This window comes from Agrobacterium sp. rho-13.3, assembly GCF_033957765.2.
In the GTDB taxonomy this organism is placed as follows: Bacteria; Pseudomonadota; Alphaproteobacteria; order Rhizobiales; family Rhizobiaceae; genus Agrobacterium.
In genome coordinates this window covers 1,683,788-1,700,849 of record NZ_CP192774.1, presented here as the reverse complement: position 1 = coordinate 1,700,849, position 17,062 = coordinate 1,683,788, and the positions used below count along the sequence as shown (strand labels likewise).

13 protein-coding genes are annotated in these 17,062 nt (G+C 57.8%); 11 read left to right on the top strand and 2 right to left on the bottom strand.

Annotated elements, in window-relative coordinates; all coding sequences use genetic code 11:
- Nucleotides 1-4 precede the first annotated feature (4 nt).
- From ftsW to murB, 4 genes are read left to right on the top strand one after another with little or no spacing between them, the layout of a single operon-like run.
- Nucleotides 5-1,159, top strand: coding sequence for a putative lipid II flippase FtsW (gene ftsW, locus RMR16_RS08540; protein WP_320200474.1), 1,155 nt, complete (start codon nucleotides 5-7; stop codon nucleotides 1,157-1,159).
- A 4-nt stretch (nucleotides 1,160-1,163) separates the two neighbouring features.
- Entirely contained in the window at nucleotides 1,164-2,300 is a 1,137-nt protein-coding gene (gene murG, locus RMR16_RS08535) for an undecaprenyldiphospho-muramoylpentapeptide beta-N-acetylglucosaminyltransferase (protein ID WP_320200473.1), read from the top strand.
- Nucleotides 2,297-3,712 (top strand): UDP-N-acetylmuramate--L-alanine ligase, encoded by a 1,416-nt coding sequence (murC, locus tag RMR16_RS08530; RefSeq protein WP_320200472.1) that lies wholly within the window; start codon nucleotides 2,297-2,299, stop codon nucleotides 3,710-3,712. The genes murG and murC overlap by 4 nt, the downstream gene beginning before the upstream one ends.
- Entirely contained in the window at nucleotides 3,709-4,674 is a 966-nt protein-coding gene (murB, locus tag RMR16_RS08525) for a UDP-N-acetylmuramate dehydrogenase (protein ID WP_320200471.1), read from the top strand. The genes murC and murB overlap by 4 nt, the downstream gene beginning before the upstream one ends.
- A gap of 493 nt (nucleotides 4,675-5,167) precedes the next feature.
- On the opposite strand, the gene RMR16_RS08520 is transcribed toward murB, so the two are convergent.
- Nucleotides 5,168-6,472 carry an MFS transporter gene (locus tag RMR16_RS08520; RefSeq protein ID WP_320200470.1) on the bottom strand — a complete coding sequence of 435 codons (1,305 nt, stop codon included), beginning with the start codon at nucleotides 6,470-6,472 and terminating at the stop codon, nucleotides 5,168-5,170.
- A gap of 741 nt (nucleotides 6,473-7,213) precedes the next feature.
- On the opposite strand from RMR16_RS08520, the gene RMR16_RS08515 reads away from it, so the two are divergent.
- The 7 genes from RMR16_RS08515 (at nucleotide 7,214) to recN (ending at nucleotide 16,256) form a co-directional block, all read left to right on the top strand.
- The gene (locus RMR16_RS08515) at nucleotides 7,214-8,140 is read left to right on the top strand and encodes a D-alanine--D-alanine ligase (RefSeq protein ID WP_320200595.1); all 927 of its coding nucleotides are present in this window, start codon (nucleotides 7,214-7,216) and stop codon (nucleotides 8,138-8,140) included.
- Nucleotides 8,128-9,057: a cell division protein FtsQ/DivIB gene (locus RMR16_RS08510; RefSeq protein ID WP_320200469.1), complete on the top strand. Its 930-nt coding sequence runs from the start codon at nucleotides 8,128-8,130 to the stop codon at nucleotides 9,055-9,057. The genes RMR16_RS08515 and RMR16_RS08510 overlap by 13 nt, the downstream gene beginning before the upstream one ends.
- A complete protein-coding gene (ftsA, locus tag RMR16_RS08505; protein WP_320200468.1) occupies nucleotides 9,054-10,385 on the top strand; it encodes a cell division protein FtsA in 1,332 nt (443 codons plus the stop codon). The genes RMR16_RS08510 and ftsA overlap by 4 nt, the downstream gene beginning before the upstream one ends.
- Nucleotides 10,386-10,477: 92 nt before the next feature.
- The gene (ftsZ, locus tag RMR16_RS08500; protein WP_320200467.1) at nucleotides 10,478-12,229 is read left to right on the top strand and encodes a cell division protein FtsZ; all 1,752 of its coding nucleotides are present in this window, start codon (nucleotides 10,478-10,480) and stop codon (nucleotides 12,227-12,229) included.
- Between the two features lie 274 nt (nucleotides 12,230-12,503).
- On the top strand, nucleotides 12,504-13,463 hold the full coding sequence (lpxC, locus tag RMR16_RS08495) for a UDP-3-O-acyl-N-acetylglucosamine deacetylase (protein WP_320200466.1): 960 nt from the start codon (nucleotides 12,504-12,506) through the stop codon (nucleotides 13,461-13,463).
- A 234-nt stretch (nucleotides 13,464-13,697) separates the two neighbouring features.
- The gene (locus RMR16_RS08490) at nucleotides 13,698-14,564 is read left to right on the top strand and encodes an outer membrane protein assembly factor BamD (RefSeq protein ID WP_320200465.1); all 867 of its coding nucleotides are present in this window, start codon (nucleotides 13,698-13,700) and stop codon (nucleotides 14,562-14,564) included.
- 18 nt (nucleotides 14,565-14,582) lie between these two features.
- Nucleotides 14,583-16,256 (top strand): DNA repair protein RecN, encoded by a 1,674-nt coding sequence (gene recN / locus RMR16_RS08485; protein WP_320200464.1) that lies wholly within the window; start codon nucleotides 14,583-14,585, stop codon nucleotides 16,254-16,256.
- Between the two features lie 99 nt (nucleotides 16,257-16,355).
- Here the strand turns inward: recN and RMR16_RS08480 are convergent, their stop codons facing one another.
- The gene (locus RMR16_RS08480) at nucleotides 16,356-16,970 is read right to left on the bottom strand and encodes a LysE family translocator (RefSeq protein WP_320200463.1); all 615 of its coding nucleotides are present in this window, start codon (nucleotides 16,968-16,970) and stop codon (nucleotides 16,356-16,358) included.
- Between the last annotated feature and the right edge of the window lie 92 nt (nucleotides 16,971-17,062).

Genomic DNA, 17,062 nt, shown 5'->3' with positions numbered 1-17,062 from the left:
TGACATGGTAAGCCGTATTGACCGGGGACCGGTTGCGGAATGGTTCTGGACCATCGACCGTTTTTTCCTCGCGGCCTTCATCGCGCTGATGGGCATCGGGCTGATGTTGTCCTTTGCCGCATCGCCTGCGGTTGCCGAGCGTATTGGTCTCAACAGCTTCTTCTTCGTTCAGCGCCAGGCCATGTTCATGGTGCCATCGCTGGCGATCATGGTGGGTCTGTCCTTCCTGTCACCGCGTCAGGTGCGCCGCGTTGCGGTCATCATGCTGATCGCTGCCCTGCTGATGATGATTTTTGCGCTGTTCTTCGGCATTGAAGTGAAGGGTGCGCGCCGCTGGATTTCTGTTGGCTCCTTTTCCATCCAGCCGTCGGAATTCATGAAGCCGGCCTTTGTGATTGTCTGCGCGTGGCTGTTTGCAGAGCGCGCACGTCATCCTGAAATTCCCGGCAATCTTTTTGCCATCATCACCTTCGGCATTGTCGCTGCCCTGCTGATTGCCCAGCCGGACTTCGGCCAGACCATTCTGACCTCCGTTGTCTGGGGCGGCATGTTCTTTATGGCGGGCGTGCCGTGGTTCTGGATCATCATGCTCGGTGGCCTCGGAGTCGGTGGCATTGTCACCGCCTATCTGATGTTGCCGCACGTTGCCGGTCGTATCGACCGGTTCTGGACGGGTGAGGGCGATACGTTTCAGGTGGACACCGCCCGCGAAGCCATCATTCGTGGCAACTGGTTCGGCCAGGGGCCGGGTGAAGGCATCGTCAAGCGCATCATTCCCGATAGCCATACGGACTTTATCTTTTCCGTTGCGGCGGAAGAATTCGGCATTCTGTTCTGTATGCTGCTGGTCGCGATTTTTGCTTTCATCGTGTTGCGCGGACTGGCACATGCGTTCAAGGAAAAGGACGATTTCGTCCGTTTTGCCGTGGCTGGTCTGGTGCTTCAGATCGGTATGCAGTCGATGATCAACATCGGCGTTAATCTGGAACTGATGCCAGCCAAAGGCATGACCCTGCCGCTGATTTCCTACGGCGGTTCGTCGATGATGGCGATTTGCGTCACCGCCGGTTTCCTGTTGGCGCTGACCCGGCATCGCCCTGAAAAACGTGCGCAGGAGCGCAGTTTCTTCCGGGTCAATGCAGGCCTTCCTGCGGAGTAAAGATATGACTAAAGGCATCGTTCTGCTTGCCGCCGGGGGAACCGGCGGCCATGTGTTTCCGGCAGAGGCGCTGGCTTACGAGTTGAAGGCACGCGGTTATTCCGTGCATCTGGTAACGGACAGCCGCGCCGAACGCTATGCGGGCAAGTTTCCTGCCGATGAAATTCACGTTGTTCCATCGGCCACAATAGGCTCGAAAAACCCTATTGCAGTCGTCAAAGCCCTTCTGAAGCTCTGGACCGGCCTTCGCGCTGCGCGTCGCCTTGTAACCAGATTGAAGCCGGTTGCCGTGGTGGGTTTTGGTGGATACCCCACCGTGCCGCCGCTTCTGGCGTCTACGGGGCTTGGCGTTCCCTCGATCATCCATGAACAGAACGCCGTTATGGGCCGTGCCAACCGAGCGCTGGCAAAACGCGTCAAAGCGATTGCCGGTGGTTTCCTGCCGGAAGCCCAAGGACAATATGCCGACAAGACAGTGGCGACGGGCAATCCTGTACGCCCCGCCGTGCTGGCTGCTGCCGATGTGGCCTATACGCCGTCGAATGCCGGTGAGCCATTTCAGTTGGTCGTGTTTGGCGGAAGTCAGGGTGCGCAGTTTTTCTCGGCTGCGGTTCCCGCCGCTATCTGCCTGTTGCCCAATGAGTTGCGCAGCCGTGTGTCGGTCACGCAGCAAGCCCGCCCGGAAGACAAGGAGAGCGTCGTCGCATCCTATAAGAAGCTGGGCGTGAACGCGGATGTGTCGCCGTTCTTTGGTGATATGGCCGAACGCATTGCCGGGGCCGATCTGGTGATCAGCCGTTCTGGCGCATCAACCGTTTCGGAACTTTCGGTGATCGGTCGTCCATCGGTGCTGGTGCCTTACCCCCATGCGCTGGATCATGATCAGGCCGCCAATGCCGCTTCGCTTTCGGCGGCGGGTGGAGCCAGTGTTATCAAACAATCTGAACTTTCGCCCAAGACGCTGTCAGCACTTTTGAGCGATGCCATGAACGAGCCGGAGCGTCTGGCGCAAACGGCGGCGGCAGCGAAAGCGACCGGCAAGCCGGATGCGGCGCAGCGCTTGGCTGATCTGGTGGAAGCTGTTGCCGCTGGCCAGCCCGTTCAGCTATTCAAAACAAAACAAGAAGGAGTGCATCCATGAAGATGCCGAAAGCCATAGGTCTCGTCCATTTCATCGGAATTGGCGGTATTGGCATGAGCGGCATTGCCGAGGTGCTTCACAATCTCGGCCATCGCGTGCAGGGGTCCGATCAGGCAGACAGCGCCAATGTGCAGCGTCTGCGCGATAAGGGCATTGAGGTTTTCGTTGGCCAGACGGCGGACAATCTTGGCGATGCCGAGGTTGTTGTCGTTTCGACCGCGATCAAGAAAGACAACCCGGAACTGATGGCCGCCCGCGAACGGCATCTGCCAATCGTTCGCCGCGCTGAAATGCTGGCCGAACTGATGCGCTTCCGCAATGCGATTGCCATTGGCGGCACCCATGGCAAAACGACAACGACGTCCATGGTGGCAACGCTGCTGGAAGCCGGCAATCTCGACCCGACGGTCATCAATGGCGGCATCATCAACGCTTACGGCACCAATGCCCGTATGGGTGAGGGCGAGTGGATGGTGGTGGAGGCCGACGAATCGGACGGCACCTTCCTGAAACTGCCCGCCGATGTGGCTGTCATCACCAATATCGACCCGGAACATCTGGACCATTACGGCAATTTCGAAGCCGTGCGCGCGGCGTTCCGTCAGTTCGTTGAGAACGTTCCATTTTACGGTTTCGGCGTGTTGTGTATCGACCATCCCGAAGTGCAGACGCTGGTTGGCCGGATCGAGGACCGCAAGGTCATCACCTATGGTGAAAACCCGCAGGCCGATGTGCGCTTTTTCAATGTGCGTATCGATGGCACGCGCTCGATCTTCGACGTGGAAATCCGCCGCCGCCGCACGGGTAAGATCTTCAACTTCACCGATCTGGTTCTGCCTATGCCGGGTCGTCACAACGTGTCGAATGCGACGGCGGCGATTGCGGTTGCCAATCGTCTCGGCATCTCCGTCGAAGACATCAAGAAGGGGCTGGCCTCCTTTGCCGGCGTCAAGCGTCGCTTCACGCTGACGGGCGAATCCAACGGCGTTCAGGTGTTTGATGATTACGGTCATCACCCGGTCGAGATCAAAGCGGTGCTGAAGGCGGCACGTGAGGCTTGTAGCGGGCGCATTATCGCCGTGCACCAGCCGCACCGTTATTCGCGTCTTTCCAGCCTGTTTGAAGATTTTGCGCATTGTTTCAACGATGCGGACACAATTCTTCTTGCCCCGGTCTATGCGGCGGGTGAAGATGCAATCGAAGGTGTGAACTCCGAAACGCTCGTTTCAGCCACAAGGGCTGCGGGGCATCGGGATGCGCGCCATCTGAGCACCCGCGATGATCTGGCAAAGACCGTCGCAGCCATTGCGAATCCCGGTGATTTTGTGGTTTTGTTGGGAGCAGGTAATATTACGCAATGGGCAGCGACGCTGCCCTCGGAATTGGATAGCATTTCAGGAAAGTCTGCATGAGACAGGTGGATGGGGTTAAGTTGCTGGAAAGGCTCGGCAACGGAGTAGAGGAACTCAGGGGACGTTTGACGCCGGACAGTCCGATGGATCGCGTAACGTGGTTCAGGGCTGGTGGTCTGGCGGAGCTGATGTTCCAGCCCCATGACACGGATGATCTGGTCGCATTCCTTAAAATTCTGCCTGACGACGTGCCGCTGACAGTGGTTGGCGTTGGCTCAAACCTGCTGGTCCGCGATGGCGGCATTCCGGGCGTCGTCGTGCGCTTGTCCGCCAAGGGCTTCGGCCAGGTGGAACTGGCCGGTGAAAACCGCATCAAGGCGGGCGCGATCTGCCCGGACAAGCATATCGCCGCGATGGCGATGGATAACGGCATTGGCGGTTTCCATTTTTACTATGGCATTCCCGGCTCCATCGGCGGCGCACTGCGCATGAATGCGGGCGCAAACGGTGGCGAAACGCGGGACCGTGTGGTGGAAGTCTATGCGATTGACCGAAAGGGCAACAGCCATGTGCTGTCCAACGCCGACATGGGCTACAGCTACCGCAATTCGGCAGCATCGAAAGACCTGATTTTCACCGGCGCCCTGTTTGAAGGCCACCCGGAAGACCGTGCGAAAATTCGCGCCGATATGGACGCCGTTCGCCTTCACCGCGAAACGGTTCAGCCGATCCGCGAACAGACCGGCGGCTCGACGTTCAAGAACCCCGAAGGCCTTTCCGCATGGAACCTCATCGATGAGGCAGGCGGTCGTGGCATGGTGATCGGTGGTGCGCAGATGTCATCTCTGCACTGCAATTTCATGATCAACACCGGCCATGCAACCGGCTATGATCTGGAATATCTGGGCGAAGCGGTGCGCAAGCGCGTATTCGAACACGCAGGCATTCGTCTGGAATGGGAAATCAAGCGCCTTGGACTGTTCATGCCGGGCCGAGAGGTGGAGCCGTTTTTCGGGGCTTGATGGATAACCGGAGAAGGCGCAACGATTGATGAAGAGCGGGAGCGGCGGCGGTTGGACCTTGTGTTCAATGAGCGCCGTAAGCTTATGGCTAATGCGCTCGACAGACTTTCTACGGCGTTCATCGCTGTGGGAGTGGTTGGCCAGGCACTGTCGTTGACGCCAGCTTCAATGAATATTTACAGCGCTATCTTTATGTCGTGTTGGATTTTTAGTGCTGTTGCACTACATTTGACAGCAAGACGTGTGCTTGGAGGCCTAAAATTATGACCTCACAGATATTCTTTTGGTATGTATTTCCGTGGCTCGTTTCCGCTGTGTGCTTATGTTGGTTAGCATATGACCACTACAAACATCCGGGACGCTGATTGGCAGTCCATGAAAAAGCCCGCGAAGCCAATGACTTCGCGGGCTTTTTTGTGCGTTTGATTCAAGCGTTTTTTGTTTTGCGTATGTCGTTATCGCAAAACCGCTGCGCACTTTTGCGCGACATGCTTTAGACTTCGTCTTTCCGCGACAGCAGAATGCAGGCCAGTGTGATCAATGCGGCCACGCAGAGATAGTAGCCCACATAGGTCATGCCGTAATTCACCTGAAGCCATGTGGCGATGTAGGGTGCCAGTGAGGCACCGAAAATGCCGGCCATGTTGAAGGTGATGGACGAGCCGGTGTAGCGCACCGTTGTGGGGAAGGGCGCGGCAAGTGCCGTTCCGATCAGCCCGTAGGTCATGCCCATCAGTGCCATGGAGAGAGCTGCGAACACGAAGATCGAACCTTCGCCACCGCTCATCAGGGTCGGCAACAGGAACGAGAACGCCGCAATCAGCACCGTTGTCAGGATCAGGATTTCACGGCGACCAAAACGCTCTGCCAGCTTTCCTGCAAACGGAATGAAGAGGCCGAACACGATGGAGCCGACGATCTGAATTTCCAGCGCGTCGAGGAACGGGATTTTCAGGATCTTGACGTTGTAGGACAGCAGGTAGGCTGTGCCGATGTAGAACAGCACGAAAGTTGCCAGAGCCACGAACGTGCCGAGCGCCAGGCTGCGCTTGTGATTGCGGAACAGTTCCGCCACAGGCACGGCAACGCGCTCTTCCTTTTCGATGGCTTTCTGGAAGGCCGGTGTTTCAGTGATCGACAGGCGAACCCAGAGACCAACGGCGATCAGGATGATCGACGCGACGAAGGGAATGCGCCAGCCCCAGCTCAAAAGCGATTCCTGAGACATGAAGTGCAGCAGAATCCAGAACACGCCGGATGACAGGAAGAGGCCCAGAGGCGCGCCGAGCTGCGGGAACATGCCGTACCAGCTGCGCTTGCCGGGAGGGGCGTTTTCCGTTGCCAGAAGCACCGCACCACCCCATTCACCACCAAGGCCAAAGCCCTGACCGAAACGGCACAGCGCCAGAAGCAGCGGCGCAAGCACGCCAGCGGTTTCATAAGAGGGCAGCAGACCGATGATGACGGTGGAAACACCCATGGTCAGAAGGGCAGCCACAAGCGTGGTCTTGCGTCCAACGCGGTCGCCGTAATGGCCGAAGACCACGGCGCCCAGCGGGCGGGCAAAGAAGGCGATGGAGAAGGTGGCGAAGGATGCCAGAAGCGCCGTCATCGGATCGTTGTTCGGGAAGAACAGCGTCGGGAACACGAGCACAGCGGCTGTCGCATAGACGTAGAAATCGAAGAATTCGATGGTCGTGCCGACCACGCTGGCAGTGAGAACTCGTGCAGGCGAATTTGTCTTTACATCGTTCGGTCTGTCAGTGGGCGGCGATATGGGAGATATCGCGTCGGTCATGGTATTCATTCCGTTGTTAAGTATCACTTATCACTCTGACGAGGGATTGCGTTGCGTTAACGCAATTTTCAGTCTTTTGGAACGCCAAATACGCAATATTTCATAAAAAAGAGCGATTATGTGGGGGTGAAAACCTCGGATGTTGAAAAACGAAGAGACGCAGCATACGGCAAGGTGGGTCAACTTCACCACATTCCCACCGCCCTCATTCCTGTGCTCGTCACAGGAATCCAGTCAGCCCAAGTCCTTGGGCTGAAAAGACTTCCTCAGCCGCGCCGGCGCGCGCCGACTGGATTCCTGTCACAAGGACAGGAATGAGGGAGGTGGGGTTCACTGTGATAAAAACGTCGTGACTTTTGCCGTGAAGACGACGTTATGATTGTCTGATGGGGAGGGAGGCCGCCTCCCACTGTCCCAAATTTGGTTGGGGAAAAGCGGCGAATGTTAACGAATCGATCTTGCTTTCGAGGGTGGGGCTTGGCGTCCGCGCAATCGTTTTATTTCATTATCTTCAAACTCTGAATCTTGCATTGGTCGCAACTCTCTGATTCCAAGGAAGGAATCCGCACTTCGAGTGATTCTTTAACAAAAATCACCTCGCGGGTGGCATTGGTTAACGAAAGTAAACGGTTCGTTAACCTTAATGACGCTTAAGTGTTTGGGACGAAGCGAGCGAGAGAATCGCGGAATGGTTTGATGTTCCCGTGGTCTCGTTCAGGTGATGTGGTGTCAGAGGTTGTTATGGGCGGCAAAAACGTAGCTGTTCTTATGGGTGGGTTTTCTTCAGAGCGGCCAGTCAGCCTCTCGTCGGGAGAAGCTTGCGCATTAGCATTGGAAGGCGAGGGCTATCAGGTCACACGCGTAGACGTGGATCGTGACGTTGCCGCGACGCTTTCCCGGCTGCGTCCGGACGTGGCGTTTAACGCTTTGCACGGCCCGTTCGGCGAAGATGGCACCATTCAGGGCATTCTTGAATATCTCGAAATTCCTTACACACATTCCGGCGTGCTGGCCTCTTCTCTTGCGATGAACAAGTCGCAGGCCAAGAAGGTTGCAGCTGCCGCCGGTATCCCTGTTGCGCAGGAAAAACTGATGAGCCGATTTGATATCGGCAATCAGCATCCGCTTGAGCCACCTTATGTTGTGAAGCCGGTTCGCGAAGGCTCCAGCTTTGGCGTGGTTATCGTCAAGGAAGATCAATCGCACCCGCCGCAGGTTCTGGGGTCGACGGAATGGCGTTACGGCGATGCCGTAATGGTGGAGCGCTATATCCACGGTCGCGAATTCACATGCGGCGTGATGGATGGTGAGGCTTTGGGTGTCACAGAGGTGGTGCCGCTCGGTCACACATTTTACGATTACGATGCTAAATACGCCAAGGGTGGCTCAAAGCATGTCATTCCGGCGGAAATTTCACCAAAAATTTACCAAAAAATCCAATCATTGGCGGTTATGGCGCATCAGGTGATTGGGTGCCGTGGTGTGAGCCGTTCGGACTTCCGCTACGACGACCGTTTCTCAGAAGATGGCGAGCTTATCTGGCTGGAGGTCAACACCCAGCCAGGCATGACGCCAACCTCCCTCGTGCCCGAAATGGCAGCTTACGCGGGCCGCTCCTTTGGTGAGCTTGTCCGTTGGATGGTGGAGGACGCTTCGTGTTCGCGATAGCAGGCAAAAAGTCGGCAGTAAAAAAGCGCGAGCAATTCGCTTCGGTGACAGCCGATGAACGGATGGTGCTGCCGCGCCCTCTGCGCAAAGGGTTTCGCTTCGGCGTTTCTCTGGCGACAGGGCGCATTCATATTCCAGCCCACACCGGCACGCTTGCCACGATCGCGTTTTTCTCGGCCATCGGCCTCTACGGCATGTCGCTTGGCGGCCACACCAATCTGGTCACGCAGGCAACGACATCTGCGGCTGGTTTCGCCATCGAAGACGTCAAGGTCTCGGGCAATATCCAGACCTCCGAAATCGATGTGTTCCAGCTTCTCGGGCTTGATGGCGCAACATCGCTGATCGCGCTGGACATCAATGCCGCACGCAAGAAGCTGACGGAATTGCCTTGGGTCGAGGATGTGGATATCCGCAAGGTCTATCCGAAAACCATCGAAGTACGTTTGAAAGAACGTCAGGCGTTCGGCATCTGGCAGCATGGCTCCGAACTTTCGGTGATCGAAAAGAGCGGCAGCGTCATCGCGCCGCTGCGTGACAACAAATATGCCGGTCTGCCGCTGTTCGTTGGCCGTGATGCTGAAACGGGTGCTGCCGGCTTCGTCGATGAACTGGCCGACTGGCCGGAAATCCGCAGCCGCGTGCGCGCTTATGTTCGCATCGCTGGCCGTCGCTGGGATCTGCATCTGGAAAACGGCATTGTCGTCAAGCTGCCGGAAGAGAACGTTCCAAAGGCGCTGCAACTGCTGTCGCGCATGGATATGGAAGACAAGGTTCTGTCGCGTGATGTGGCCGCCGTCGATCTGCGCCTGTCGGACCGCACGGTCGTGCAACTGACCGAAGGCGCTGCCGAACGCCGTCAAAAAGCTGTCGAGGCACGCTCCAAGGCAATCAAGTTGGCGGAGAAGAACACATGAGCTTTTTCGGTTCTTCCCATTTCGGTCTGCCGCGCTTGAAGCCTTTGTCGTCCAAGCGCAGCCATGTGGTTTCGGTTCTCGATATCGGTTCCACCAAGGTCGTGTGCATGATCGGTCGCCTGACACCCCGTCAGGAAACCGAAGTTCTGCCCGGTCGCACGCACAAGGTTGAAGTCATTGGCATCGGCCATCAGCGGTCGCGCGGCGTGAAGTCCGGCGTCATTGCCGATCTGGATGCGCTGGAAGGCGTGATCCGTCTGGCCGTGGATGCAGCCGAGCGCATGGCGGGGCTGACGGTCGATAGCCTGATCGTCAACGTTTCTGCGGGCCGTCTGGCCAGCGATATCTATACCGCCAGCATCGATCTGGGCGGGCAGGAAGTGGAATCGGGCGATCTGCGCAAGGTTCTGATTGCGGCCAGCCAGCAGTCTTTGCGTCAGGACCGCGCCATTCTGCACTCGCTGCCAACCGGTTATTCGCTGGATGGCGAACGCGGCATTCGTGATCCTTTGTCCATGTATGGCGATATGCTGGGCGTGGACATGCATGTGGTGACGGCTGAACGCACTGCGCTGAAGAACCTGGAGCTTTGCATCAACCGCGCTCACCTGTCGGTCGAAGGCATTGTTGCAACACCTTATGCCAGCGGCCTTGCGGCCCTGGTGGATGATGAAGTCGAGCTTGGTTGCGCAGCCATCGATATGGGCGGCGGCACAACGACGATTTCGGTTTTCGCTGAAGGCCGTCTGGTTCACACCGATGCCATCGGCCTTGGCGGACACCATGTGACCACCGATCTGGCGCGTGGCCTTTCCACCCGCATCGAGGATGCGGAGCGGTTGAAGGTCGTTCACGGTTCGGCGCTGGCCAATGGCTCTGACGACCGTGACATGATTGCAGTTCCGCCCATCGGCGAAGACGACCGGGACCAGCCTTCGCAGGTGTCTCGCGCGCTCGTCAGCCGCATCGTGCGGGCACGTATCGAAGAGACGCTGGAACTGATCCGCGACCGCATTCAGAAGTCGGGTTTTTCCCCGATTGTCGGCAAGCGCGTGGTTTTGACCGGTGGTGCAAGCCAGTTGACCGGCCTGCCGGAAACGGCACGACGCATTCTGGCCCGCAATGTTCGTATCGGGCGGCCCATGGGCGTGTCTGGTCTGCCGGTCGCGGCCAAAGGCCCGGCCTTCTCTACAGCCTGCGGGCTGATGATTTATCCGCAGATCGCGGACATCGAAATCCATGCGGCGCAGAGCGGAATGTTCTCGCCGTTCGGAACAGGTAGCGGCCGGATTGCCCGTGTGGGGCAATGGCTGAAGGAAAGTTTCTGATCCTTTGCCTCGAGTGTCGGCAAGGGAACGAGTGAAGTTGATACAAATTTGGTCGCGGGGCGATGCGACCAGGAAAAAGAAGGAATGTTGAAATGACGATACAGCTGCAAAAGCCGGATATCACCGAGCTGAAGCCACGCATCACTGTTTTCGGCGTTGGCGGTGGCGGCGGTAACGCTGTCAATAACATGATCACGGCAGGCCTCCAGGGCGTCGATTTCGTCGTCGCCAACACGGATGCGCAGGCTCTGACGATGACGAAGGCCGACCGGGTTATCCAGCTCGGCGTCAACGTCACCGAAGGTCTGGGCGCTGGTTCCCAGCCGGAAGTTGGCCGCGCTGCCGCTGAAGAGTGCATCGATGAAATCATCGATCACCTGAACGGCACACACATGTGCTTCGTCACTGCCGGCATGGGCGGCGGCACCGGTACGGGTGCTGCTCCGGTTGTCGCACAGGCTGCCCGCAACAAGGGCATTCTGACGGTTGGCGTCGTGACCAAGCCTTTCCACTTCGAAGGCGGTCGCCGTATGCGTCTGGCCGAACAGGGCATCGAAGAGCTTCAGAAGTCGGTCGATACACTGATCGTCATTCCGAACCAGAACCTCTTCCGTATTGCCAACGACAAGACAACCTTTGCCGACGCGTTTGCGATGGCTGACCAGGTTCTCTACTCCGGCGTTGCCTGCATTACCGATCTGATGGTGAAGGAAGGTCTTATCAACCTCGACTTCGCCGACGTTCGCTCCGTGATGCGCGAAATGGGCCGCGCCATGATGGGCACGGGCGAAGCATCCGGCCAGGGCCGTGCAATGCAGGCTGCGGAAGCCGCGATTGCCAACCCGCTGCTGGACGAAACATCCATGAAGGGCGCACAGGGCCTGCTGATCTCCATCACCGGCGGCCGCGATATGACCCTGTTCGAAGTCGACGAAGCCGCGACCCGTATTCGCGAAGAAGTCGATCCGGATGCGAACATCATTCTCGGCGCGACATTCGATGAAGCTCTCGAAGGCCTCATCCGCGTGTCTGTCGTTGCAACCGGCATCGACCGTCTGCCGGGCCAGATGGAACAGAACATCGCAGAAATGCGTGCTGCTGCCGCCGCTGCTGCAAAGCCGCTTATCCGTCCTTCCGCGGCCGTTGCTTCTGCTCCGGCCGCAGTTCAGCCTGCCGCAGTATCGCAGGCACCACGAGTAGACCCGATTGCCCAGACGATCCGTTCGGCAGAAGCTGAAATGGAACGCGAATTGGCACTGGCGAATGCGGAACAGCAGCTTCGTCAGGCCCAGGCAGAAGCCGAATTCCGCCCTCAGAGCAAGTTGTTCGCATCTGCTCCAGCGGAAGCACCGGTTGCTGCTCGCCCCGCAGCACCGGTGCACACCGCGCCTGTGCCTGCTTACCATGCCCATGAACAGGTGGCAGCACCTGCTCCCCGCATGCAGCAGGCACCAGCGCCGGTTTACCATGAGCCAGCGCCTGTCGCCCGTGCGCCAGAGCCAGTCCGTATGCCAAAGGTCGAGGATTTCCCTCCGGTCGTAAAGGCCGAGATGGATCACCGCGCCCACCCGGCATCGGCTGTTCCTGAAGAGCGTGGCCCGATGGGACTTCTGAAGCGGATCACGAATTCGCTCGGTCGTCGCGATGAGGAAGAGACTGTACCTTCCGACATGATGGATGCGCCTGCTCCACAGCAGCGCCGTGCACTGTCCCAGGAAGCCAGCCTCTACGCACCGCGCCGTGGCAATCTGGACGATCACGGCCGTCAGACACCGTCGTCTGCCAGCCAGCATGAAGACGATCAGCTTGAGATTCCGGCGTTCCTACGCCGCCAATCCAACTGATCCACCGATTCTTTGTGACAGCTATACCCGGGCTCGAAAGACCCCGGGTATAGTCATATCAACGGCTTTCAACGTTGCCTGTTAATTTAGATATTTCAAAGCTTTGAGTCTGTTACAGAGCGAAATCAACAGTGATTTGAGATAGCGCTGCACAGTGCGTATGTATGACGATAAGACGAGGAAATAACGCGGCCATGCCGATGGTTGTTGACCTCGGTAGACATTCGGACCGGGCCGGTATAGCAGGCAGGTTCACTCTAAAAGGCACGACTCAATGACTATCGGATTGCTCGGTTTCCAGACAACAATCGCTCACGCTGTTCAGCTTAAAGGTATTGGTGTTCATTTCGGCAATCCAGTTTCGATGACCTTTCAGCCAGCCGAAGCCGGCACCGGCATCATCTTCAGCCGCCAGCATGAAAACGGTTCCGTCACCGAATTGAAGGCGGTTTCCGCCAACGTTGGCAACACGGATCTCTGCACGGTTCTGGGTCGTTCGGTTCCACAGTCCATTGCAACGGTCGAGCATGTCATGGCTGGCATTTACGCGATGGGCATCGACAATCTGATCGTTGACGTCGATGGAGCGGAAGTTCCGATCATGGACGGCAGCTCGATGCCTTTCATCGAAGCCATCGAATCAGTCGGCATCAAGAACCTTGGCGTCAAGCGCCGCTACATTCGCGTCATCAAGCCTGTTCGCATCGACGCCGGTGCATCCTGGGCCGAGTTCCGCCCCTATGACGGCACTCGTTTTGAAGTCGAGATCGATTTCGACACGCCATTGATCGGTCGCCAGACCTGGAAGGGTGATCTGACCCCCGAGACATTCAAGAATCAGCTGTCCCGTGCCCGCACATTCGGCTTCATGCGTGATGTAGAGCGCCTTTGGGCTGCCGGTTACGCGCTGGGGTCTTCGCTGGAAAATTCGGTCGTTATTTCCGACGATCACACGGTCATCAACATGGAAGGCCTGCGTTACGCCAAGGACGAATTCGTTCGTCACAAGACGCTGGACGCCGTGGGTGATCTGGCCCTTGCCGGCGCGCAGTTCATCGGTTGCTACCGTTCTTATCGCGGTGGCCACAAGGTCAACGCCAATGCGCTCAAGGCGCTTCTCAGCGACCCATCCGCTTACGAGATTGTCGAAGCACCGGCCGCACGCCAGCCCGTTGTGCGTGCGCGTGAGTTCGTTGCCATCAAGCAGACGGAATTTGCGCCCTGGTCTGCATGATCTGAAGTTTATCAAAGTTAGAGCCGTCCCGTTGGGGCGGCTTTTTCGTATATGGGCTGAAAAACAGAGTGAAATGGCGGCTGCACACTTAAGATAAACAACGGTTACGTGCGGCTGTGCCATAAAAATGCGTTATTGCGTCATCATTGCGTTGCCCTGCGGACGCTTTTATGGCTAGAAACGCCTCTGGAAAAGCCGATGTTCTGTATTTACGCAGGAAGTGGGAACTGACGAATGAAGCGTGTAGGGTCTGGTGCGATGAATGGAACGGTACGCGGAGCGCTCGTATCGCTCATGTTGATTGGCGCCGCAACGCTGGTAACGTCTTGCCAGTCTGATCCCGATATCGACATCACCAAGCTCGGCGTTGAGACGGACCCACCGGATGTGCTTTACAAGCAGGGTCTTGCCAACATGAATGCTGGCAACATGACCGAAGCCGGTCGCAAGTTCTCCGCCATCGACAAACAATACCCGTTCACGGATTGGGGCCAGAAGGCACTGGTGATGAACACGTTCATCGCAACGCGCCAGAACCAGAACGATGTCGCCATCTCGTCCGGCACACGCTTCTTGAAGCAATATCCCCGCGCCAAGGATGCAGCTTACGTTCAGTACATGATCGGCCTTGCTTACTCCAAGCAGATTGCCGACGTAACGCAGGACCAGCGCGCCGCGCAACGCACCATTGAAGCCATGAACAAGGTGGTCACCGACTACCCGACGTCGGAGTATGTGCCGGATGCACAGGCGAAAATCCGCTTTGCGCGTGACCAACTGGCCGGGCGTGAAATGCAGGTTGGCCGTTATTATCTGGAGCGCAAGGAATATCTGGCCGCCGTTTCGCGCTTCCGCATTGTCGTGGAACAGTACCAGAACACCAATCAGATTGAAGAAGCTCTGGCGCGTCTGACCGAATCCTATTACGCAATGGGTCTGACAGATGAAGCCCAGACGGCTGCCGCCGTTCTTGGCAACAACTATCCCGACAGCCAGTGGTACGGTGATTCGTACAAACTGTTGAAGGGGCAGGGTCTTGAACCGCGTGAAAACAAGGAATCCTGGATTTCGCGCGCAGGCAAGAAGCTTATTGGAGCTTAGAAATATAGGGCGTAAGCCATGCTGGTCCAGCTATCGATCCGCGATATCGTTCTGATCGAAAGGCTCGACCTCGGGTTCGAGGCCGGGCTTTCCGTGCTCACCGGCGAAACGGGTGCCGGTAAATCTATTCTTCTGGATAGTCTTTCGCTGGCCCTTGGCGGGCGCGGCGATGGCGGTCTCGTGCGCCACGGCGAAGACAAGGGACAGGTCACGGCCACGTTTGAAGTGGGCATGGACCACCCCGCACGCGCCATGCTGCGCGACAACGGGCTGGATGACGATGGAGATCTGATTTTCCGCCGTGTTCAATCCGCCGATGGCCGCACCAAAGCCTATGTGAATGACCAAGCCGTCAGTGTTCAGCTTATGCGCCAGCTGGGCCAGCAAATGGTGGAAATCCACGGTCAGCATGATGATCGGGCGCTGGTGGACACCGACGCGCACCGAACCCTGCTGGATGCCTTTGCAGGCCTGTCGGAAGAGGTCGTTTCGCTTCAGGGTCTGTATCGCATTTGGAAAGACGCCGAGCGCGGCCTGAAAGTCCACCGCGCCAAGGTGGAAGCCGCCGCCCGCGAGGCAGATTATCTGCGCTCGTCCGTGGAAGAGCTTGAGGTTCTGTCTCCTCGCGACGGCGAAGAGGATGAACTGGCCGAGCGCCGTGCCGTGATGCAGAAATCCGAGCGGATTGCGGGTGACATCGCCGAGGCAAGTGAATTCCTGAATGGCAATGCATCCCCCGTGCCGGTCATCGCCTCGATGATGCGGCGTCTGGAGCGCAAAAGCCACGAAGCGCCGGGCCTGCTGGAAGAAACCGTGCAGTTGCTGGATGCGGCGCTGGAAAGCCTGTCCAACGCGCAGATGGAAGTCGAAACGGCGCTGCGCCGCACCGAGTTCGACCCACGCGAGCTGGACCGTGTCGAGGAGCGCCTGTTTGCACTGCGCGCCGCAGGCCGCAAATATTCCGTTCCCGTCACCGAGCTTCCGGCATTGGCCGAGCGTATGGTCGCAGATCTGGCCGATCTGGATGCAGGCGAGGAAAAGCTCGGCAAACTGGAAGCGCAGCTCGGCATCGTAAAGGCAGATTTCGATCGCGCCGCGCAATCGCTGTCCGAAAAGCGCCACCATGCTGCCACTGCCCTTTCAGATGCCGTCATGGCGGAGCTTCCGGCCCTCAAGCTGGAACGCGCCCGTTTCACCGTCGAAGTGACGACGGATGCAGGTTCCGGCACAGCCGAAGGTATCGATATCGTAGAATTCCATGTTCAGACCAACCCCGGCACGCGCCCCGGTCCCATCATGAAAGTGGCATCGGGCGGCGAATTGTCTCGCTTCCTGTTGGCGCTGAAGGTGGCTCTGGCAGATCGCGGTTCGGCCCCCACGCTGGTCTTCGATGAAATCGACACAGGCGTCGGTGGTGCCGTGGCAGATGCCATCGGCCAACGTCTCAAGCGCCTGTCCAAAACCGTGCAGGTTCTGTCCGTCACCCACGCCCCGCAAGTGGCCGCACGCGCTGGAACACATCTGCTGATCTCCAAAGGCCCCTCCGGCGACGGAAGCGAGCGCATCGCCACCCGCGTGGCCACCATGCAGCCCGAACACCGCACCGAAGAAATCGCCCGCATGTTGGCAGGCGCTTCTGTGACCGACGAGGCGAGGGCGGCAGCTGCGAGCCTGTTGGCGGCGATTGATTAGAGCATTTCCAGCAAAAGTACGAAGCGGTTTTGCGTCCGGACAATGCTTTAAAACAAATAGTTAGGGCGTTTTCGCGTTTCGCAGAAAGGCGAAAATGCTCTAGCGGCTGACCGCTACCACAACGCCTGAGCCAATCATAACCCCACCCGCCGTTCTATTGACCCGACGCACGATCTTAGGCGAGCGCAGCAATGTGCGCGCCCGCACGGCCAGCGCGACATGCCCACCAATGACGACCGTTTCCACCGACATAATGACGGCGGCCAGCGCGGCCAGATGATCCACCGTCAAAGATGCGCCCACAACATTAGGCAAAAGCGCGACGTAGAACAGGGGCATTTTCGGGTTGCCGAGATTAAGCGCCATGCCTGTCGCGAATATCGAAGCAACGCCACTCTTGCCTTTCACCGGCTGCAAATCAGGCACCACAGGCTCAGCGGTCCACAATTTGATACCCATCCAAACCAGATAGGTCGCACCGGCATATCGCAGCACAGTCATCACCATGCCCATCTCACCAGCAAGGAAGGATAGGCCCAAGGCAGCGAGCGTGAGAAAAACCAGAATGCCCGCAACAGTTCCTGCGCCATAAGCAAGACCGGAAACCGCGCCATGGGTTATGGTGCGGGCAACGATGGTCATGTTATCAGGACCGGGGCTGGCCGCGAAAACAAAGAATGCGGCGGCAAAGGTAATGAGTGTCGTAAAATCCATGATTGTGTCTCCGCAGGTGATTCAATCTGGATTGTCAGAATACGCGAAAGACATGCGTTGAAAAGTGGTGAGGCTGCGTTAAAAGCTAACTT